At 72.3% G+C, this 20,343-nt stretch carries 18 protein-coding genes; 16 read left to right on the forward strand and 2 right to left on the reverse strand.

Annotated features, from left to right (window positions below; all coding sequences use genetic code 11):
• Positions 1-23 precede the first annotated feature (23 nt).
• The 13 genes from ACFWPS_RS44705 (at position 24) to ACFWPS_RS44765 (ending at position 13,658) form a co-directional block, all read left to right on the forward strand.
• Positions 24-884: a TetR/AcrR family transcriptional regulator gene (locus tag ACFWPS_RS44705; RefSeq protein WP_383717428.1), complete on the forward strand. Its 861-nt coding sequence runs from the start codon at positions 24-26 to the stop codon at positions 882-884.
• 285 nt (positions 885-1,169) lie between these two features.
• Positions 1,170-2,333 carry an acyl-CoA dehydrogenase family protein gene (locus ACFWPS_RS44710; RefSeq protein WP_383717430.1) on the forward strand — a complete coding sequence of 388 codons (1,164 nt, stop codon included), beginning with the start codon at positions 1,170-1,172 and terminating at the stop codon, positions 2,331-2,333.
• A 10-nt stretch (positions 2,334-2,343) separates the two neighbouring features.
• Positions 2,344-3,111, forward strand: coding sequence for an SDR family NAD(P)-dependent oxidoreductase (locus ACFWPS_RS44715; protein ID WP_383717433.1), 768 nt, complete (start codon positions 2,344-2,346; stop codon positions 3,109-3,111).
• Between the two features lie 23 nt (positions 3,112-3,134).
• On the forward strand, positions 3,135-3,944 hold the full coding sequence (locus ACFWPS_RS44720; protein WP_383717436.1) for a FadR/GntR family transcriptional regulator: 810 nt from the start codon (positions 3,135-3,137) through the stop codon (positions 3,942-3,944).
• Between the two features lie 139 nt (positions 3,945-4,083).
• On the forward strand, positions 4,084-4,884 hold the full coding sequence (locus ACFWPS_RS44725) for an enoyl-CoA hydratase/isomerase family protein (RefSeq protein ID WP_383717439.1): 801 nt from the start codon (positions 4,084-4,086) through the stop codon (positions 4,882-4,884).
• A 2-nt stretch (positions 4,885-4,886) separates the two neighbouring features.
• The gene (locus ACFWPS_RS44730) at positions 4,887-5,852 is read left to right on the forward strand and encodes an acyl-CoA dehydrogenase family protein (protein WP_383717441.1); all 966 of its coding nucleotides are present in this window, start codon (positions 4,887-4,889) and stop codon (positions 5,850-5,852) included.
• Entirely contained in the window at positions 5,849-6,997 is a 1,149-nt protein-coding gene (locus ACFWPS_RS44735; RefSeq protein WP_383717444.1) for an acyl-CoA dehydrogenase family protein, read from the forward strand. The genes ACFWPS_RS44730 and ACFWPS_RS44735 overlap by 4 nt, the downstream gene beginning before the upstream one ends.
• Before the next feature lie 15 nt (positions 6,998-7,012).
• Positions 7,013-8,596, forward strand: coding sequence for a FadD3 family acyl-CoA ligase (locus tag ACFWPS_RS44740; RefSeq protein ID WP_383717446.1), 1,584 nt, complete (start codon positions 7,013-7,015; stop codon positions 8,594-8,596).
• 1 nt (position 8,597) lies between these two features.
• Positions 8,598-9,782 carry a CaiB/BaiF CoA transferase family protein gene (locus ACFWPS_RS44745; RefSeq protein WP_383717448.1) on the forward strand — a complete coding sequence of 395 codons (1,185 nt, stop codon included), beginning with the start codon at positions 8,598-8,600 and terminating at the stop codon, positions 9,780-9,782.
• Complete coding sequence (locus ACFWPS_RS44750; protein WP_383717450.1) at positions 9,779-10,582, forward strand: enoyl-CoA hydratase/isomerase family protein; 804 nt, start codon at positions 9,779-9,781, stop codon at positions 10,580-10,582. The genes ACFWPS_RS44745 and ACFWPS_RS44750 overlap by 4 nt, the downstream gene beginning before the upstream one ends.
• A complete protein-coding gene (locus ACFWPS_RS44755; RefSeq protein ID WP_383717453.1) occupies positions 10,579-11,715 on the forward strand; it encodes a thiolase family protein in 1,137 nt (378 codons plus the stop codon). The genes ACFWPS_RS44750 and ACFWPS_RS44755 overlap by 4 nt, the downstream gene beginning before the upstream one ends.
• A gap of 14 nt (positions 11,716-11,729) precedes the next feature.
• Positions 11,730-12,878, forward strand: coding sequence for an acyl-CoA dehydrogenase family protein (locus ACFWPS_RS44760; RefSeq protein WP_383717456.1), 1,149 nt, complete (start codon positions 11,730-11,732; stop codon positions 12,876-12,878).
• Between the two features lie 3 nt (positions 12,879-12,881).
• Entirely contained in the window at positions 12,882-13,658 is a 777-nt protein-coding gene (locus ACFWPS_RS44765) for an SDR family NAD(P)-dependent oxidoreductase (RefSeq protein ID WP_383717458.1), read from the forward strand.
• Here ACFWPS_RS44765 and ACFWPS_RS44770 read toward each other — a convergent pair.
• A complete protein-coding gene (locus tag ACFWPS_RS44770; protein ID WP_383717461.1) occupies positions 13,646-14,935 on the reverse strand; it encodes an amidohydrolase family protein in 1,290 nt (429 codons plus the stop codon). The two genes, ACFWPS_RS44765 and ACFWPS_RS44770, sit on opposite strands and share 13 nt — an antisense overlap.
• A complete protein-coding gene (locus ACFWPS_RS44775; RefSeq protein WP_383717463.1) occupies positions 14,929-15,948 on the reverse strand; it encodes a CoA transferase in 1,020 nt (339 codons plus the stop codon). Before ACFWPS_RS44775 ends, ACFWPS_RS44770 begins: the two co-directional genes overlap by 7 nt.
• Before the next feature lie 50 nt (positions 15,949-15,998).
• Here ACFWPS_RS44775 and ACFWPS_RS44780 point away from each other — a divergent pair, with 50 nt between their 5' ends.
• The 3 genes from ACFWPS_RS44780 (at position 15,999) to ACFWPS_RS44790 (ending at position 19,921) form a co-directional block, all read left to right on the forward strand.
• Positions 15,999-16,973: an enoyl-CoA hydratase/isomerase family protein gene (locus ACFWPS_RS44780; RefSeq protein ID WP_383717466.1), complete on the forward strand. Its 975-nt coding sequence runs from the start codon at positions 15,999-16,001 to the stop codon at positions 16,971-16,973.
• A 530-nt stretch (positions 16,974-17,503) separates the two neighbouring features.
• The gene (locus tag ACFWPS_RS44785; protein WP_383717470.1) at positions 17,504-18,724 is read left to right on the forward strand and encodes a metallophosphoesterase; all 1,221 of its coding nucleotides are present in this window, start codon (positions 17,504-17,506) and stop codon (positions 18,722-18,724) included.
• Between the two features lie 81 nt (positions 18,725-18,805).
• Entirely contained in the window at positions 18,806-19,921 is a 1,116-nt protein-coding gene (locus ACFWPS_RS44790) for a WD40 repeat domain-containing protein (RefSeq protein ID WP_383717473.1), read from the forward strand.
• The last annotated feature ends 422 nt before the right edge of the window (positions 19,922-20,343 follow it).

Here is a 20,343-nt window from a genome sequence, read left to right on the forward strand (position 1 = left end):
ATACGTGGAGTACCGTTCTGCTCATGAGTGCCGTCCCCGCAGAACCGGTCGAGACCCCCGAGCCCGCCTGGCGGCAGCGCGCCGTCGAGCGGTCCACCCGGGCCGCGAAGCTGCGCGCCGAGCAGCGCGTCCAGCGGTTCCTCGACGCCGCCCAGGAGCTGATCGCCGACAAAGGCACCACCGACTTCACCGTGCAGGAGGTCGTGGAGCGCTCCCGGCAGTCGTTGCGCAGCTTCTACCAGCACTTCGACGGCAAGCACGAGCTGCTGCTCGCGCTCTTCGAGGACGCGCTGTCGAAGTCGGCCGCCGAGATCCGGGAGCGGGCCGCCGCGGGGCGGGACCCGCTGGAGCGGCTGAAGATCGCGGTCGATCTGCTGTACGCCTCCTCCACACCGCGTGCCGGTCAGCAGTCCCCGCTCTTCACCGACTTCGCGATCCAGCTGCTGGTCACCCACCCGGACCAGGTGGCCACCGCCCACCTGCCGCTGCTCGCCTACTTCACGGAGCTGGTGGAGGAGGCCGTCGAGGCCGGTCAGGCCGTGGCCGCGAAGCCGCGGCGCATCGCGTCCCTGATCATGCAGACGGCGATGTTCACGGCACAGGCTCCCGCGGCACCGGTCGGTGCCCACCCCTCCCCCATCACCGCCGAGGAGGTCTGGGCGTTCTGCCTGGGCGGGCTCAGGGGGCCCGGCGGCCCGCAGACTCCGGTCGCCACCACGGCGATCGAGGACGCGCCGACCACGACGCGCAAGGCGGCCCCGGCGAAGAAGGCCGCCGCGGCGGCGCCGACGAAGCGGGCGACCGCCACGAAGAGGGCCGCTCCGGCGAAGAAGGCGACCGCCACCAAGGCCGCCACCACGAAGGCCGCCCGCCCCCAGGCGTGACATTCCCGGCCCAGGGCCTCCGCGGGATCGTACGCGGGGGCCCTTCGCCGTGCCGCGGGTGAGAACCTGTGCCGCAGGCGAGAACCTCGCTCCGCCCCCTTCCGGCAACCCTCGCGCCCTGTCGGCAGCCCTCGCGCCCCTCCGGCCACCCGTCGAATCTCTCCGTCAGCCTCCCCCGGCCACCCCGGCAAAGCCGGACCTTGAAGCCGCGGTCCCTTGACGAAGCGTTTCGGTCTGACCTTTGATATGTTTCGCCATCAGCCGCCGGCAGAGGGGTTCCCCGCCGTGGACTTTGAGCTGACCGAGGACCAGGAGACGATCCGCAAGGCCGTGAACGGTCTCCTGCGCGATTTCGACGACCGGTACTGGATGGAGAAGGACCGCGATCACGTCTTCCCCCAGGAGTTCTACGACACCGTCGCAGGCGGCGGCTGGCTGGGCCTCACGATTCCGGAGGCGTACGGAGGCCATGGCCTCGGCATCACCGAGGCGACCCTGCTGCTGGAGGAGGTCGCCCGCTGCGGCGGGATGAACGCGGCCAGCGCCATCCACATGTCGGTCTTCGGCATGCACCCCGTCGTCGTGCACGGCTCCGAGGAGCTCAAGCGGCGCACCCTGCCCCGGATCGCGGACGGCGACCTGCACGTCTGCTTCGGGGTCACGGAACCGGGCGCGGGCCTGGACACGTCCCGCATCACGACGTACGCCCGCCGGGACGGTGGCCACTATGTCGTCAGCGGCCGCAAGGTATGGATCTCCAAGGCGATGGAGTCCGAGAAGATCCTGCTGCTGACGCGGACATCGAAGCTCGACGAGGTGGAGAAGCCGACCGACGGCATGACGCTGTTCCTGACCGACCTCGACCGCGCCCGGGTCGACATCCGCCCGATCCCGAAGATGGGCCGCAACGCAGTCACGTCGAACGAGCTGTTCATCGACGAACTGCGGGTACCGGTCGAGGACCGGGTCGGCGAGGAGGGCCAGGGCTTCCGCCACCTCCTCGACGGCCTGAACCCCGAGCGGATGCTGATCGCCGCCGAGGCGCTCGGCATCGGCCGGGTGGCCCTGGACCGGGCGGTGCGGTACGGGAAAGAGCGGGAGGTCTTCGGCAGGCCGATCGGCATGAACCAGGGGATCCAGTTCCCGCTCGCCGACTCCCTCGCCCGGCTCGACGCGGCCGAGCTGGTGCTGCGCAAGGCGACCTGGCTCTATGACCGGGGCAGGTCGTGCGGGCGTGAGGCGAACACCGCCAAGTACCTGTGCGCGGACGCCGGGTTCACCGCCGCCGACCGGGCGCTGCAGACCCACGGCGGCATGGGCTACTCCGAGGAGTACCCGGTCGCGCGCTACTTCCGCGAGGCACGGCTGATGCGGATAGCGCCCGTCAGCCAGGAGATGGTCCTGAACTATCTGGGCTCGCACACGCTGGGCCTGCCCAGGAGCTACTGAGGAGCTGGGGATGACCGACCGTACGGATCTGTTCGACCTCACGGGGCGCTCGGCGCTGGTGACCGGTGCCGCGGGCGGTATCGGCTCGGCGGTGGCCGAGGCGCTCGCCCGGGCCGGGGCGGCGGTGCTCGTGACCGACGTCGACGAGACGGCCGCGGCGGCCGTCGCCGGGAAGATCTCCGCCGCCGGATGGACCGCCGACAGCACCGCGCTCGACGTGACCGACCGGGCGAGCGCCGACGCCGCGGTGTCCCGGGCGGCCGCACTCGCCGATGGCACCCTGCACATCCTGGTCAACAACGCCGGGGTCACCGCACCGGCCATGTTCGCCAAGCTGGAGGCGGACGCCTTCCGGCGGCTGCTGGACATCCACGTACTGGGCAGCTTCCACTGCGCCCAGGCCGCACTGCCCCGCCTGCCGGAGGACGGGCGCGGGCGCATCATCAACGTCACCTCGTCAGCCGGGATCGTCGGCACGCTCGGACAGGTCAACTACTCCGCCGCCAAGGCCGGCATCATCGGCCTCACCAAGTCGCTGGCGCGCGAACTCGCCCGCAGGCGCATCCTGGTGAACGCCCTCGCCCCGCTGGCCGCGACCCCGATGACGGAGACCATCCGGACGAACGAGAAGTTCGCCGCCCAGATGCTGGCCCGGATCCCGCTCGGGCGGTGGGCGGAGCCCGAGGAGGTCGCGGGGGCGTTCGTCTTCCTCGCCTCCGACGCGGCCTCCTTCATCACCGGTCAGGTGCTGCCGGTCGACGGGGGCATGGTCATGTGACAGCGCCGGACGTCCTGTGTTGAATGGTTCAGCCGAAACGGACGTACGACGAGAGGCCTGATCCCGTGCCCAGCGCCGAGCCCTCCGCCCACACCCCGCGCTTCGACACGCTGACCGTGCCGAAGGCGTCGGACGTGCTGGCTGCGGAGGTCCGCGAGCGGATCCTGTCCGGGGAGATCGGCGAGGGCACGGCCCTGCCGCCGGAGCGCCAGCTCGTCGAGCAGACCGGGCTGAGCCGGGCCACCGTGCGTGAGGCGCTGCGGATCCTGGAGGTCGAGCGGCTCCTGGAGATCAGGCCGGGGCGCGGCGGCGGCGCCTTCGTGCACCGGCCCGGGCGGGAGTCCCTGGCGAACACCGTGCGGTTGGTGATCCGCGGCCAGCAGATCCGGCTGGAGGCGCTGCACGAGACCCGGGAGGCGATCGAGCCGACCTGCGCCGCGCTGGCCGCGAGACGGCGCACCGACCGGGACCTGGCCGAAATGGACGCCGCGAACGCCGAGTTGAAGGAGGCCGGGGACGACGTCCAGCGGTTCCTGCGGGCGAACGTGCGCTGGCACAACGCGGTGGCGCGGGCGGGCGACAACGAGTTGCTCATCGGGTTCATGAGCGCGCTCTCGCAGTCGATCCACGCGGCCACGAACCTGCGGCAGTTCACGGGAGCGGACATCCGCGAGGTCACCGCGCGGGCGCACGCCCGGATCACCGACGCGATCCGGGCCGGTGACGAGGCGGCGGCGATGCGGCGGATGTCCCGGCACGTGTGCGGTTTCGCGCGTGCGGCGGCGGAGGTGGACGTGCGCGAGCGCGTTGAGCTGACCGACCCCGAAGGCTGACAGCCGGCGCACGAGACGCCGGGGTACGAGATGTCGGGGTACGAGATGTCGGGTACGACCGGAGTTTGCGAGAATCTCATTCTCGTATTCGCGCAACACCATTGACAGTTACGGCCTGACCTTTAATAGCATCGCTGGCATGAGCGAGGTGAGTCCCGTACTGACCGTGGTCGCCGACGGCGACGTCCGCATCGTCACCCTGAACCGTCCGGAACGTCTCAACGGCGTGTCCGCGGAGCTCCACCGCAGGTTGTCCGAGGTGTGGCGCGAGTTGGCGGACGACACCAAGGCCCGGGCGGTCGTCCTCACCGGCGCCGGCCGGGCGTTCAGCGCCGGCGGCGACTTCGATCATCTGCGCCGCCACCATGACGATCCGGAACTGCGCGAGCGATCGATCCGGCTCGACCGGACCATCCAGACGGAGATGATCCGTTTCCCGCTGCCCGTCATCGCAGCCGTCAACGGCCCTGCGGTGGGGCTTGGTTGCTCCCTGGCCCTCGGCTGCGACCTGGTACTGATGGCCGAGGACGCCTACCTCGCCGACCCGCATGTCTCGGTCGGTCTGGTGGCGGGCGACGGCGGGGTCACCCTGTGGCCGCTGCTGACGAGCCTGCTCCGGGTGAAGGAGTACCTGTTCACCGGGGACCGCATCCCGGCCGCCACCGCGGCCGGGCTCGGCCTCGCCAACCGGGTCGTGCCCGCCGCGGATCTGATGCCCGAGGCTCTGGCGCTGGCGCACAGGCTCGCCGCGCAGCCCGCGGAGGCGCTGCGCGCGACGAAGGCGGCGCTGGCCGCGGTGGTCGAGCAGGTCTCCCGCGGCGGCATGGAGGCGGCACTCCTGGCGGAGCGGTCCACGATGACCAGCCCCGACCACATCCGCATCGTCGGCGAGCTCGCCGCCCGGGCCCACCGCCGCCCGGCCGCCCCCGGGGAGGGCTGAGCGTGCAGCCCGAGGAGTTCACGCTGGTCCGTGACCTGCTCCGGACGTTCGCGACCCAGCACGCCATCGGCTCGGCCGACGACGTCAAGCCCCAGTCCCGAGCTGCGGCTCAGGAGGCGCTGGACGGGCTGGGGCTCGTCGAACTGCGCGGTACCGCCCGGCCCGCCGCCACCGTCCAGGAGTGCGCCCTGCTCGCCGAGGAGCACGGCCGGCTGCCGCTGACCACCTCGCTGCTGGGCACCGTCCTGCTGGCTCCGGAGCTGCTGCGCCTCCTCCGCGCGGACGAGCACGACGCGCGGTTCACGGTGGCCCTCGCCTCCGACCTGCGTCTCCCCGGCCCCGGCTCACAAGATCTCCGCGCCTGGGACTGCGACGGAGCCGATGCGGCGCTGTACGCCGACACCGAGGGGACCGTGACCCGCGCCCGGCTCGGGCCGCAGGCACCGACCGCCGACCTGCTGCGCAGCGTGCGGCAGGCCTCCGCTGTGGGCGAGCCCCTGGGACGGCTCGCACCGGAGGACCGACCGCGCTGGCAGGCGTACGCGCTGGTGGTCGTGGCGAGCGAACTCGTCGGCGCCGCTGCCTCGTTCGTCGAGCAGAGCGTGGCGTACGCCCGCGAGCGCCGGCAGTACGGGAGACGGATCGGCTCCTTCCAGGCCGTCCAGCATCTGCTCGCCGACGCGACCGTCCTGGTGGAGGCCGGCACCAGCGCCACCCGGTACGCCGCCTGGTGCCTGGACCACGAGCCGCCGGACCGGGCGCTCGCGGCGGCCCGCGCGGCCAAGGCGGAGGTGAACACCTCGGCCGTGGAGGCGGTGTACGCGGGGATGCAGGTGTTCGGCGGGATCGCCCAGACCTGGGAGCACGCCGCCCACCTGTACCTGCGCAAGGTGCTCGTCGGCGCCACCGTGCTGGCCACCACGGCCGACCTGCTGCCCGCCCTGGCCGCACCGGAGGCGACCCGATGACCGACGGCCCCCTCGACTTCGGCGACCCGGCGGACCTGGAGCGGCTGCGGCGGGACTTCCGCGCCTGGCTGGCCGATCACCCGCTGCCGGAGCGGCGGCCGGACGAACCGGTCCCCGCCTTCCTGCACCGCTGGCACCGCATCCTGCACTCCGGCGGCTGGGTCGGCCTCGACGTGCCGCGGGAGTACGGCGGCCGCGGCCTGACGCCGCTCCACCAGGTGGCCGTCAGTGACGAGTTGGGGGCGCGCGGCGCCCCCGGCGTGCCCCGGATCGGCTATCTCGCCCACGCTCTCCTGGAGTTCGGCGACGAGGAGCAGCGCCGACGCCTGCTGCCCCGGATGCTCTCGGGCGACGACGTCTGGTGCCAGGGCTTCAGCGAGCCGGGCGCGGGCTCGGACCTGGCCGGCATGAGCACCCGCGCCGAACGGCAGCCGGACGGCGGCTATCTCGTCAACGGGCAGAAACTGTGGACGAGTTACGCCCAGTACTCCGGCCTCTGCCTGCTCCTGGCCCGCACCGGCCGCACCGCTCCCGCACACACCTCTATCTCGGCGTTCGCCCTGCCGCTGGACCGGCCCGGTGTAACCGTGCGCCCGCTGCGCGCGGCCAACGGCGACGAGGAGTTCTGCGAGCTGTTCCTCGACGACGTCCGCGTCAAGGAGGCCGAGCGGGTCGGCGCCGAGGGCGACGGCTGGCCACTGGCGATGACGACGGTGTCGTACGAGCGCAACGCCCTCGACACCGGGCACCTGTCGAAGTACGGGCTGCTCGTCGACCGTCTGCGCCGCACCGCGCTCGACCGGCGCGGGAGCCTGCCGGACGGGCTGCTCGCGCGGATCGGGCAGTGCGTGGTCGACTACCGGGTCCTCGTCGCCCACGCCCGGCGCCGGACCGCGCAGCGGCTCGCCGGTCAGGTCGCCGGACCGGACTCGTCCGTCGACAAACTGCTGATGACCCGCGCCGAGCAACGCCTCTACGAGACCGCCCTGTTGGTGTTCCCCGAGGAGCTGCACGCGGAGGGCGGCGAGGTTTTCGGGGACTACCTCTACTCCCGGGCCGCGTCGGTCTACGGCGGAACGTCCCAGATCCAGCGCAACATCATCGCCAAGCGGCTGCTGCGCCTGCCGGCCGACGACCGTGCCTGAACAACGGAGCCACCGATGCGACACGACCAGGAGTTCCGCAGCATCCCGAACATGATCAGGATCGCCGCCCGGCGGTTCGGCGACGCCCCGGCCCTCGTCGACGGCGAAGGGCGTCTGACCTTCCGTGAGCTGGAGGAGCGGATGGTCCGGGCGGTGCGCGGGGCACTCGCGCTGGGCATCGGCCCCGGGGACCGGGTGGGCCTGTGCGCGCCGAACTCCACGGAGTGGATCGTCGCGGCCCTCGGCATCCAGGGCGCGGGTGGTGTGGTCGTCCCCCTCAACACCCGCTTCAAAGCCCAGGAGATCTCCTACATCCTGCGCAGGTCCGGTGCCAGAGCCCTCTTCGCGGCCGCCTCCTTCCTCGGCACCGACTACATCGGCGAGCTGCGACGGGCCGACCCCGGGCTGCCCGCCCTGGCCACCTCCGTGTCGCTGCTCGGCCCGCCTGTGGAGGCCACCCTGGGCTGGCAGGACTTCCTCGACGCGGGAGCGCGGACGGCGCCCTCTGCCGCGCACGCCTCGATCGACCGGATCGCCCCGGACGACCTGTCCGACGTGATGTTCACCTCCGGCACCACCGGCCACCCCAAGGGCGTGCAGCTGACCCACGGACAGTCACTGCGGGCGTACGGCTGGATGTCCACGGAGTACACCTTCGACGCCTCCGACACGTTCCTGGTCATCCCGCCGTTCTTCCACTGCTTCGGCTACAAGGCGGGGTGGCTGGCCTCCCTGATGCACGGGGTGACGGTGATCCCCATGGCCGTCTTCGACCCGGAACGGGCCCTACGGATCGTCGCCGACGAACGGGTCAGCATCCTCCTCGGCCCGCCCACCATCTTCCACGACCTCCTGAACCACCCCGACCGGTCCGCGTACGACCTGTCCTCGCTGCGGGTGTCCATGACGGGCGGCACGACGATCCCGGAGGCCCTGATCCGCGCCATGAAGAAGGAGCTGACCTTCGACATCGTGCTGAGCGCCTACGGGCTGACCGAGTCGAGCGCGCTGGTGACCAGCACCCGCGTCGGCGACCCGGAGGAGACGGTGGCCCGCACCACCGGCCGGGCCGTACCCGGCGTCGAGGTCCGCATCGCCGACGACAACGGTCGGGACGCCGCTCCGGGCGAGGACGGGGAGATCCTGGTGCGCGGCTACAACGTCACCCGCGGCTACTGGGACGACCCCGAGGCCACCGCCGCCGCGATCGACCCCGAAGGCTGGCTGCACACGGGGGACATCGGCCGCCTCGACCCGGACGGCAACCTGTCCGTCGTCGACCGCAAGAAGGAGATGTTCATCGTCGGCGGCTTCAACGCCTACCCCGCCGAGATCGAGAAACTGCTCCTGGGCTGCGCGGCGATCGCGCAGGTCGCGGTGGTCGGCGTCCCCGACGAGCGGCTCGGCGAGGTCGGCTGCGCGTTCGTCGTGCCGAAGCCGGGGGCGGACACGACCGAGCGCGAGATCATCGCCTGGGCCAGGGAGCACATGGCCAACTTCAAGGTCCCCCGCCGGGTCCGCTTCGTGGACGGGCTCCCGCGCAACGCGAGCCAGAAGATCCTCAAGCACGAACTGCGCGCCCGGCTCGGGGAGTTCTGAGGTGGGCGGACCGCTGACCGGCGTCACGGTCGTGACCCTGGAGCAGGCCGTCTCGGCCCCCATGTGCACGCGCACGCTCGGCGACTTCGGCGCCCGTGTCATCAAGGTCGAGAACCCGGAGGGCGGTGACTTCGCCCGCCACTACGACGACGTGGTGGGCGGGCTGGCGGCGCACTTCGTGTGGGCGAACCGGGGCAAGGAGTCGGTGGCCCTGAACCTCAAGTCGGAGGCCGGCCTCGCGGTCCTGCACCGACTGCTGGAGCGCGCCGACGTCCTGGTCTCCAACCTCACCCCCGGCACCACGGCCAGGCTCGGCCTCTCCCCCGCCGACCTGGGGGTACGGCACCCCGCACTGATCCCCGTGGAGATCGACGGGTACGGCCCCGGCGGCCCGCTCTCCCACAAGCGCGCCTACGACATGCTGGTCCAGGCGGAGTCGGGCGCCTGCTCGGTGACGGGCCGCCCCGGCGCCCCGGCGAAACCGGGGCCGCCCGTGGCGGACGTGTGCAGCGGGCTGTACGCGGCGCTGTCGGTCCTGGCGCTGCTGTACGGCACGGGCCGGGGCGGTCCGCCGTCGTCCGTGGCGGTGAGCATGTTCGACACCATGGCCGAGCTGATGGGGTATCCGCTCACCTACACCCTGCACTCGGGGATCGAGCAGCAGCCGCTCGGCATGAGCTCGCCCGCCGTCGCGCCCTACGGCGCCTACCTCACCGGCGACGGGCAGACCGTCGTCCTGGGCACCACCAACGACGCCGAATGGCAGCGGCTGGCCCGGGAGTTGCTGGGCCGGCCGGACCTGGCGGACGACGAGAGGTTCCGTACGAACGCCGGCCGGGTCGGGCACCGTGCCCCGCTGGACGAGGCGATCGGTGCCTGGTGCGCGCGGCACGACCTGGTGTACGTCCAGGACCGCGCGGACGCCGCCGGGATCGGCAACGCCCGCTACAACACGGCGAAGGACGTCCTCGCCCACGAACAGCTGACCGCCCGCGACCGGTGGCGGGAGATCGGCACACCGTCGGGCCCGGTGCCCGCGCTGCTGCCGCCGCCGGTGATCGCCGGGTACGACCCGCCGATGGGCGCCGTCCCCGCACTGGGCGAGCACACCGACGCCGTACTGGCCGAACTGGGTTTCGAGGCAACGGACGTCGTCGCGCTGCGCGAGCAGGGAGCGGTGCGGTGACCGTGCTCCTGACGAGCGACACCTCCGACGGCGTACGGACGCTGACGCTGAACCGGCCCCACCGCAGGAACGCCATCGACGCCGAGCTGTGGGAGGCGCTGGCGGCGGCCCTGCGGGAGGCCGGAGCCGACAGCTCCGTACGGGCTCTGGTCCTCACCGGAGCGGGCGGTGCCTTCTGCTCCGGTGCCGACATCTCCCGGCCGGTGACCGACCGGCATCCGCTGCACCGGATGCGGACGCTCAGTGAAGTGACGCTGCTGCTGCACGAGTTGCCGTTCCCGACCATCGCCAAGGTGACCGGTGTGGCGGTGGGCGCGGGCTGGAACCTGGCGCTCGGCTGCGACCTGGTGGTGGCCACGCCCGAGGCGCGGTTCTCGCAGATCTTCGCGCGGCGCGGTCTGGCGCTCGACTGCGGTGGCTCGTGGCTGCTGCCGAAGCTCGTCGGACTCCAGCAGGCCAAGCGGCTCGCCCTGCTGGCGGAGACGATCGACGCCGAGCAGGCGCGGGCGCTGAACCTGGTGACCTGGGTCGTGGCCGCCGACAGGGTGGACGCCTTCGTCGACGACCTGACGGCGCGCCTGGCGTCCGGCGCACCGGTCGCGCTCGCGCAGATCAAGGCGCTGCTCGACGAGGGCGCCGACCGCACCCTGCGGGACGCGCTGGCGAACGAGGCGCGGGCGCAGGCGGTCAACTTCGCCACCGCGGACGTGTGGGAGGCGTACACCGCGTTCGCCGACAGGCGAGAGCCGCTGTTCACCGGCCGCTGGGCGGTGCCGAGACGAACGGAGAAGGACACATGACGCGGGAAGCGGTGATCGCGGCGGCGGTCCGTACGGCCGTCGGCAGACGGAACGGCGGGCTGGCCGGCGTCCATCCGGCCGACCTGTCCGGGGCGGTGCTGACGGCGCTCGCCGAACGGTCCGGCGTCGATCCGGCGATGGTCGACGACGTGATCTGGGGGTGTGTGTCCCAGGTCGGCGACCAGTCGAGCAACATCGGCCGCTACGCGGTGCTGGCGGCCGGCTGGCCCGAGAGCATCCCGGGGACGACGGTCAACCGGGCGTGCGGGTCGAGTCAGCAGGCGTTGGAGTTCGCGGTCCAGGCGGTGCTCTCGGGGCAGCAGGACGTGGTCGTGGCGGGTGGCGTCGAGGTCATGAGCCGGGTGCCGCTGGGCTCGGCGAAGGCGGGCGGCATGCCGTACGGGCCCCAAGTCCTGGCCCGCTACCAGGACTTCTCCTTCAACCAGGGCATCTCCGCGGAGCTGATCGCGCAGAAGTGGGGTTTCACGCGGGAGCGGCTCGACGCGTACGCCGCGCTGTCGCACGAGCGGGCGGCGGCCGCGCAGGACGGCGGGGCCTTCGACGGGCAGATCGTGCCCGTGGCCGGGGTCACGGCGGACGAGGGCATCCGGCGCGGCACCAGCGTGGAGTCACTGGCGCGGCTCAAGCCCTCCTTCCAGGAGGACGGTGTCCTGCACGCCGGGAACGCCTCGCAGATCTCCGACGGCGCGGCGGCCCTGCTGATCACCACGCCGAAACGGGCGCGTGCGCTGGGCCTGACCCCGCTCGTGCGGTTCCGGGCGGGCGCGGTCGTCGGCTCCGACCCGGTGCTGATGCTGACCGGGCCCGTCCCGGCGACCGAGAAGGTGCTGCGGAAAGCCGGGGTGGCGTTGTCGGAGGTCGGGGTCTTCGAGGTGAACGAGGCCTTCGCACCCGTCCCGTTGGCCTGGCTCGCCGAGACCGGCGCCGACCCCGAGCGCCTCAACCCGCTCGGCGGGGCGATCGCCCTCGGCCATCCCCTCGGCGCGTCGGGTGCGGTCCTGATGACACGCATGATCCATCACATGCGCGCCCTCGGGATCCGCTACGGCCTGCAGACCATGTGCGAGGGCGGCGGCACGGCGAACGCCACCCTCGTCGAACTCGCGGAATGACAGGGGCGTTCGGCATGCGACGGGATGTCTTCACCGACGACCACGAGGCGTTCCGGGCACTGGTGCGGGAGGTCGTGGCGAAGGAGGTGGTGCCGCACTACGGCGAGTGGGAGAAGGCAGGAAGGATCCCACGCGACTTCTTCGGGACCCTCGGCTCGCTGGGCCTGCTGGGCATGGCGGTCCCGGAGCAGTACGGCGGCAGCGGGCTGCCCGACTACCGCTACAACGTCGTCCTCCAGGAGGAGGCGGCCCGCGCCCTGGTCACCCTGGGCACCGTGCGCACCCAACTCGACGTCGTGCTGCCCTACTTCCTCGCCTATGCGAACCAGGAGCAGCGGCGGCGCTGGTTCCCCGGGCTGGCGTCCGGGCGGCTGCTGACCGCGATCGCGATGACCGAACCGGGCACGGGCTCCGACCTCGCCGGCATCCGCACGACCGCCGTACGCGACGGCGACACCTACGTCCTCAACGGCGCCAAGACCTTCATCACCGGCGGGCTGCTGGCCGATCTGGTGATCGTGGTGGCGCGTACGGCGACCGACCCGGGCGACCGGCGAGCAGGGCTGACGCTGCTCGTCGTGGCGGACGGCATGCCCGGGTTCACCCGCGGCCGGGTGCTGGACAAGATGGGCATCAAGGTGCAGGACACGGTCGAGCTGGCCTTCGACGACGTACGGGTGCCGGTGACCGACCGGCTCGGCGAGGAGGGCGCGGCCTTCCGGTACCTGGGCCACAACCTCCCGCAGGAGCGGATGACGGTCGCGGTCGGCTCGGTGGCACAGGCCCGGGCGGCTCTGGACACGACGATCGCCTACGTCAAGGAACGCAAGGTGTTCGGCTCGCCGGTCGCCGCCTTCCAGAACACCAAGTTCGAACTGGCCGCCGTCGCCGCCGAGGTCGAGGCGGCGCAGGCTCTGCTGGACCGGGCCGTCCTGGACCTGGTCGACGGCCGGCTCTCCGGCGCCGACGCGGCGAAGGTCAAGCTGTTCTGCACCGAGATGCAGGCCCGGGCCGTGGACCGATGCCTTCAACTCTTCGGCGGATACGGCTACATGCTGGAGTATCCGATCGCCCGGCTGTACGCGGACGCCCGCATCACGCGGATCTACGCGGGGACGAGTGAGGTCATGAAGGTCATCATCGCCAAGTCACTGGGGTTGTGAGCCATGTCCGTGGAGGACTTCACCGGCCGGCCCGGGACCGCGTTCGTCGCGGGCGGCACCGGCGGCATCGGCACCGCGGTCGTACGGACGCTGGCGGAACACGGAAGCGACGTCACGTTCACCTACCGGGCCAGCCACGAGGCGGCGGGTGCCCTGGCGGACGAGGTCAAGGCGCTCGGCCGGCAAGTCCACTCGCTGCGGGTCGACCTGACCGACGAGGCGGCGACCGCGCGGGCCGTCACCGAGGCCGCCGAGACGTCCGGCGGCCTGCACACGCTCGTGTACGCCGCCGGACCCCACGTGCCCATGACCCATCTGAGCCAGGTCACGCCCGCCCGGTACCGCGCCCAACTGGAGTCCGACGCCGTGGCGTTCTTCAACCTCGTGCATCCGGCGCTGCCGTTGCTGCGGGCGAGCGGAGGCAGCATCGTCGCCGTCACCACCGTCGCCACCCGTCGCTACCCGGTCCGGGACGGGCTGTCCTCGGGGACGAAGGGCGCGGTCGAGGCCGTCGCCCGCGCCCTGGCCGCCGAGGAGGGCCGGTACGGGGTCCGGGTCAACTGCGTGGCTCCCGGCATGCTCGACGACGGCATCGCCGCCCGGCTGATCGACACCGGCGAACTCGACGCGGAAGCCCTCGCGATCACCCGGCGCAACATCCCCCTGCGCCGGTTCGGGCACGGTCAGGACATCGCGGAAGCGGTCTGTTTCCTCGCCTCGGACCGGGCCGCGTTCATCACCGGGCAGGCCCTGGCCGTGGACGGCGGCTACAGCGTCTGAGTGAGCGTGCTGCAAGGAGTGACCGCCCGGCCGCCGACGTAGGTGGCCCGGACGAGATCGGCGGACAGCGCGTCCAACGCCTCGTGCAGCGGCGCATCGAGCAGGCACAGGTCGGCCGGGCTCCCGACCCTCAACCGCCGTGGCCGGGCGGGCTGTTCGTGTGCACCGAGGAAGAGTCGCAGGGCAGCCCGCGCCGTAACCGCTTCGCCGTCCGCCCGTGCGACGGCCGCCCGCATCACCGCCCACGGGTCGGGGGTGCCGTACGGGGCGTCGGTTCCGGCGGCCAGCGGGATGCCGGCCTCGGCCAGGCTGCGGCAGCGGTAGAGGTGTGGCCGGTCGTCCGGGGGGACGTCGGTGGCGTACTCACGGCCTCGCTCGACGGGAAAGTGCGGCTGCGTCACCACGGTCACGTGGAGCCGCCGTAGCCACGGCAGGACGTCACCCGGGATCACCGCCCCGTGCTCGATGCGGTCTCCGTCGACCGGTCCGGCCTGCTCCAGGGCAAGCAAGGTCACGAGCAACTGCACACGGGTGACGCAGTGCACGGCGACCGGGCGGGGCCGCAGTCCGGCGATGGTGGCCGCGAGGCCGACGGGCGTGGGCAGACTCTGGTCGTCGAGCATGATCTTGACCGGTGCCGTCGTGTCCCCTCCCATGACGACCACCCGCTGCGGCAGCGCCGCAAGGGTCCGCCCGAGTCCGGGCGCCGGGCGCGGATCGGCGTTGGTGAACCCCGTGACGCCGCACCGTGCCGCCCGAAGTCCCAGTCCGGCGAGGTCCAGCCGGACCGGCGGAACCAGGCGGCGCAGCCGCTCGTCCGACCGCCACAGCCGGCCGTCACGGTCCTCGCCGTCGTCCAGGCCGGCCGACCGCAGCGCAACGCTGTTCAGGAACCACATGGCGCCGCTGCGGTGCTGTACCCGTACCGGCCGGTCGGGCACGATCGCGTCCAGCGCCCACCGGTCGAGTTCTCCGGCCACGCTCTCGTGGTAGCCGACGGCCCGCACCCATTCGCCCGGTGGACCCTCGCGCAGCGCCGCCGCGAGTCCGGCGCGTCCGCGTACGTCGCCGGGTCCGACCCGTACGGAGGCGGTCGCAGCCGCCAGCGCGGTGAGGTGGACGTGGTGGTCGTGCAGTCCGGGCAACAGCGCCCCGCCGCGCCCGTGCACGTCCGCCGGCCCTGCGAGGCGGGGGCCGATCTCCGCGATCCGGCCGTCGGCCCCGACCCGTACGTCCACCTGACCGTGTCCCTCGACCTCCACCGCCCTGATCAGCACCGCGTTCCCCGGCTCGCCGCAAGGGCACCCGCGCAGGCGGCCATGGACACGCATACCAGCTCGCCGCCGCCACGCTCCAGGGAACGCACGGCCGCATGAGCGGCGTACAGACCGGTGACCGGATCGGCGAGCGCGTCACCGAGGAACACCGGGGCCCCCGACTCGTCCAGGCCGGTCAGGCCGCCGGCCGCGGCCGCGTCGTCGCCGAAGGCGACACGGTCGTCGTCGCGCCCGTACCCGGTGATACCGACCCACACCCTGCCCGGGCGGGCGGCCAGGAACTCCTCGGCGCGTACGCCCAGTCGCCGCAGGGCCCGTGGGCGGGAGGCCTCGATGACCACGTCGGCCTCGGCGACCGCGGCGGCCAGGGCGCCGGACGCGAAGTCCAGCACCAGACTCTCGTGGCCGTCGTGCAGCCAGTCGTAGAAAGCGGGATGCCCCGAACGCGCCCCGTCCGGCCGTTCCGTGCTCTCCACCTTCACGACCCGTGCTCCGGCCAGCCCCAGCAGCCGGGCACAGAGCGGCCCGGCCCACAACGCGGACAGGTCGACGACGCGCAGCCCATCGAGGCGACGTGGAGAGCGCGCGCCGAGGCGTTCCACGCGTATGGGCCCGCGACCGCCCTTTGCCTCCGCGTGCACCGCCGCCGGGATGCCGAGCGACTGAGCAGCGCGGGCCGCTCGGGTGGCGGACGATCGCAGTACGGCGGTTCGCAGACCGGTGCCGGGCGCACTGCCGAGGAGCCCGAGCAGTGCGGGCAGGGAGGCCGCGTCGTCCGGCCGGGCCAGGTTGATCGCCACCCAACCGTCCTCCGCGGCCATGAGGTGGCAGGAGCCGCCCGCCGACACCTTCCCGGGCCGTCCGAACGAGGCCGACCGGGCGCGGCGGAACAGGACGTCAGGCAGATCGACCGGAACGCCCGTGAGCCGGGTGAAGTCGTCCACGACCTCGGACAGCGGGCCGAGGCAGGGTTCGACGTCGGCCGCCCATTGATCGAGAACTGGGTTCTCCATGAAGTGAACGCCCTTCTCCTTCAGGAGACGCCAGATTACACTTCCGGACCGTGGAGTCGCCCTTTTCCTGCGTCGACCTGGACCGCGCTCTGCCGTCACCGGCCGGGACGGACCACGTACGTGTCGCTGTCGCCGCCCGGCCGAGGGATACGACCGAGGACTTCGACATCCTGCTCACCGCTGCCCCTGATCCCCCGCGCCCGTGGGTGAGTTGCGCCGATCCGTACGCGACCGCACGGCTCCTGCACACCACCGTGACACGCCATCCGGCCGCCAGCGTGAGCCTCGTGCAGGTACTCCGGATGGGCCGCGCGCTCTCCGGGTCCGACCGTCTCGTCCTCGAATCCCTCGCCTACTCCACGCTCCAGGCGGGCCGGGACTTCCGCACCTGGCTGACCTCGGCCCGCCCCCGCGCCTCTCGCCCCGCCGCCGAGCCCGTTCGGGTGCACCGCGACGGTGCACGAATGACGCTCACCCTGGACCGGCCAGAGGTGCGCAACGCCTTCGACGCCGCCACACGGGACGCCCTGTGCGAGGCACTGGAGGTCGCCGTACTGGACGCGACGGTCACCCACGTCGACCTGTTCGGCAACGGGCCGGCCTTCTGCAGCGGCGGTGACCTCTCCGAGTTCGGCACATCGCGCGACCCCGCCGAAGCACACCTCGTACGCGTTCACCGCAGCCCCGCCGCACTGCTCCAGCGGTGCGCCCCCAAGGTGACAGCCCACGTGCACGGCCCCTGCGTCGGCGCGGGCATCGAACTGGCCGCTTTCGCGGGATCGATCACGGCCGCCGCCGGTACGACCTTCCGGCTTCCCGAGATCAGGATGGGGCTGATCCCCGGTGCCGGCGGCACCGTCAGCCTTCCCGCCCGCATCGGCCGCGAACGAGCCGCGTACCTGGCCCTGTCAGGAGCTGCGACAGACGTGGAGACGGCGCTGAGGTGGGGGCTGGTCGACGCGCTGACTCCCGGTCCGGCCGCCGAGTCCCCCGCAACTCCGTCGCAGACCGGCACCGCCGGATGAATACCCCCGCGCCCCTGCGACCGCCGTCGCCCACCGGGACGGCGCCGGGACCGGGTGGCCGCCCTGCACCTCACGAACGTCGCCCCGCAGCGTGCGCTCACTGCCGACCCGGCAAAGCTCGCGCCCGACGCCGCGGCCTACCTGGCCCGGTCGGCGCGATGGTTCCGGACCGACGGCGGGTACATCGCGGAGCAGTCGACGCGGCCGAACACCCTCGCCGTCTCCGACTTCCCGCGCGACATCGAACCGGAGCCGCGAAGCTACGACCGGGACGGTGGACGCGGAAACCGAGTCGGTCAGCCGGCCGCGCACCAGCCCGACAGGCAACGGCACTGTGTCTGCGTGAACAGCGCCCAGCGGAGGGCGTCCAGACGGCGGTTCATGCCGGCGGAGTTGTCCACGGCGGAGTCCTGCCATTCCGCGGAGAACCCTTCGCCCCGCAGGACCGCACCCGTGGACGCCGGGTCGGGCCGGCCCGAGGACGACCGGATACAGTGCACAGGACGGCAGCCTGGTGAGAGAGGGGAAGCGTGACCGACACCAGCAACACCCGACCCGCCGACAGCGAAGTGCAAGCTCCGCGGCAGAGCCCGCTGCACCGCCTGATGCGCTACATCCCCCTGATCGCCCCCGTCCTGCTGTGGGCCGTGCCCTGCTGGGTGCTCCTGTACACCGGCCAGCACTGGCCGCGGCCCGTCACGCCGGTCGGCACCGCCCTGTTCGTCCTCGGCCTCGTCGGTATGCCGCTCGCGATGGTCCGCGGCCACGGCCGGCGCCAGCAGGACCGGGCGGCGATCGTCGGGGACACCCTGCTGGGCGCGAGCTGGGTCCTGTTCACCTGGTCCGTCCTGCTCGGCGTCCTGTTGCGGCTCGCCCTGACCGTGGCCGGCGTCGGCGAGAGTCAGGACCGGGCCCGAATCGTCACCTGGGCCGTCCTCGGCACGACCGCCGTACTGCTCGCCTGGGGATACGCCGAAGCCCGCCGCGTGCCACGCGTACGCCGCCTCGACGTGCAACTCCCGCGCCTGGGTGCCGGATTGGACGGCCTCCGCGTCGCCCTCATCACCGACACCCACTACGGCCCGCTCGATCGCGCCCGCTGGTCGGCCCGGGTCTGCGAGACGGTCAACACCCTGGAAGCCGACCTGGTCTGCCACACCGGCGACATCGCGGACGGCACGGCCGAACGCCGCCGCGCCCAGGCCCTCCCCCTCGGCACCGTGCGGGCCACCCGGGCCCGTGTCTACGTCACCGGCAACCACGAGTACTACAGCGAGGCCCAGGGCTGGGTCGACCTGATGGACGAGCTGGGCTGGGAGCCGCTGCGCAACCGCCATCTGCTGCTCGAACGCGGCGGCGACACCCTCGTGGTCGCCGGCGTGGACGACGTCACCGCCGAGTCCTCCGGCCTGCCAGGCCATCGCGCCCACCTCGCCGGAGCCCTGGACGGCGCCGACCCCGACCTGCCCGTCCTGCTCCTGGCACACCAGCCCACGTTCGTCGACCGGGCGGCAGCCGACGGCATCGACCTCCAGCTCTCCGGCCACACCCACGGCGGCCAGATCTGGCCCTTCCACCACCTGGTCCGCATCGACCAGCCCGCCCTCGCCGGCCTCAGCCACCACGGCACCCGCACCCTCCTCTACACCAGCCGCGGCACCGGCTTCTGGGGCCCGCCCTTCCGCGTCTTCGCCCCCAGCGAGATCACCCTGCTCGTGCTCCGCTCCCCCCACCTGCCCACCTCGCCGTAGCACCGGAGACCGTCGCACTGCCGGACAGCGGAAGTCGGTCCTCCGCCTTCCCTGGGATTCCGGATCGCGCGAGACTGCACCATGGCATTCCTGCGACGGCCGTCGCCGCCTCCCTCGCGGGGGCTGGCCGCTACCCTCAGCGGGCACGGCCGAGCGGTGAACTCGGTGGCGTTCAGCCCGGACGGACGGCTGCTGGCATCCGGAAGCAGCGACAGGACCGTGGTCCTCTGGGACGTCACGGAGGCATCCCACCCGATCCAGGCCGCCGCACTCACCAGCCATCACCGAGCGGTGAACGCGGTGGCGTTCAGCCCGGACGGACGGCTGCTGGCATCCGGAAGCACCGACTGGAGCGTGCTCCTCTGGGACGTCACGGACCCGGCAAACCCAACCCGGTCGGTGACCCTTGTCCATGAACGTCCCGGCTGGTTGTCCCGCGACGGCTGGCGGCAAGGCGGTGTCCGCGCGGTGAGTTTCAGTCCGGACGGACGGTTCATCGCCTGCGCCAGCGACCGCACCGTGATCATCTGGGACATCACCGACCTGGCACGGCCGAGCCGGGCTACCCCTGTCACCAACCACCGGCATGCCTGGCGGTCAGGTCCCGTCAGGACGGTGATGTTCAGTCCGGACGGACGGCTACTGGCCACGGGTTCCGACGGCGACAAGGACACCGCGGTCCTGTGGGATGTCGGCGAGCCGACGCGTCCGGTCCGCACCGCCGTCCTCCGACCGCAGGCCCGCGACTGGGTCAAGTCGCTGACCTCAGGCGGGGCGCCTGCCGTTCATTCGGTGGGATTCAGTCCGGACGGGCGGCTACTGGCCACCGCCAGCGGGGATCTGGGCGTTGTCTCCGGCACCAACGGATCGTGGCGGCAAGGAGCCGTCATGGTGTGGGATGTCACCGACCCGGCACATCCTGTGCGGACGGACGCCGCCACCCTTCCCCTGGCCGGCCTTGGGGACACGGGGCAGATGTATGCGGTGGCGTTCAGCCCGGACGGCCGGTTGCTGGCCTCCGGATGCGAGAACGCGATCGTGACCCTGTGGGACGTCACCGACCCCACGCACCTGACCGCGACCGTCCAGCTCACCGGCCACCGCAAGGCCGTGCAGGGTCTGGCGTTCAGCCCGGACGGACGGCTGCTCGCCAGCTGCGGCTTCGACACAACCGTGAGATTGTGGGAAACGCGCTGACAGTATGCGCCTGGGAGGGGCGAGAATCAGCAACGTCCGGCTTCGCCGCTGTACCGACCCCGACGATCTGAAACTGACGATCGTCGTGCCCGAGTCGAACACCGGCCCGGCCCGCATTCCGGTAGGGGTTCTCCGAGACGGTTCAGGGCGTCAACGACCGCTGCACGCTGACAACACGGGCTCACGTTCCGAGAGCCTGCGCACCGCACGCGCTGTCTCCAAGCCGAGCAGCGCCGTGACGTAGAGGGGCCGCACGCGCATGGCTCAGGAAGACCGCCCCGCCCCATGACCAGCCACGCAACGGGTGACCGCATTGCCGATGGGCGAGGGTGCCCCGTTCGCGGCCTTACCGGTCGGCGACGACCAGGTTCCGGACCTTGGCCAGCGGCGTGAGCCTCGCCGCCGAACCCCGTCCCCGGTAC

Source organism: Streptomyces sp. NPDC058457 (assembly GCF_042720695.1).
GTDB lineage: Bacteria > Actinomycetota > Actinomycetes > Streptomycetales > Streptomycetaceae > Streptomyces.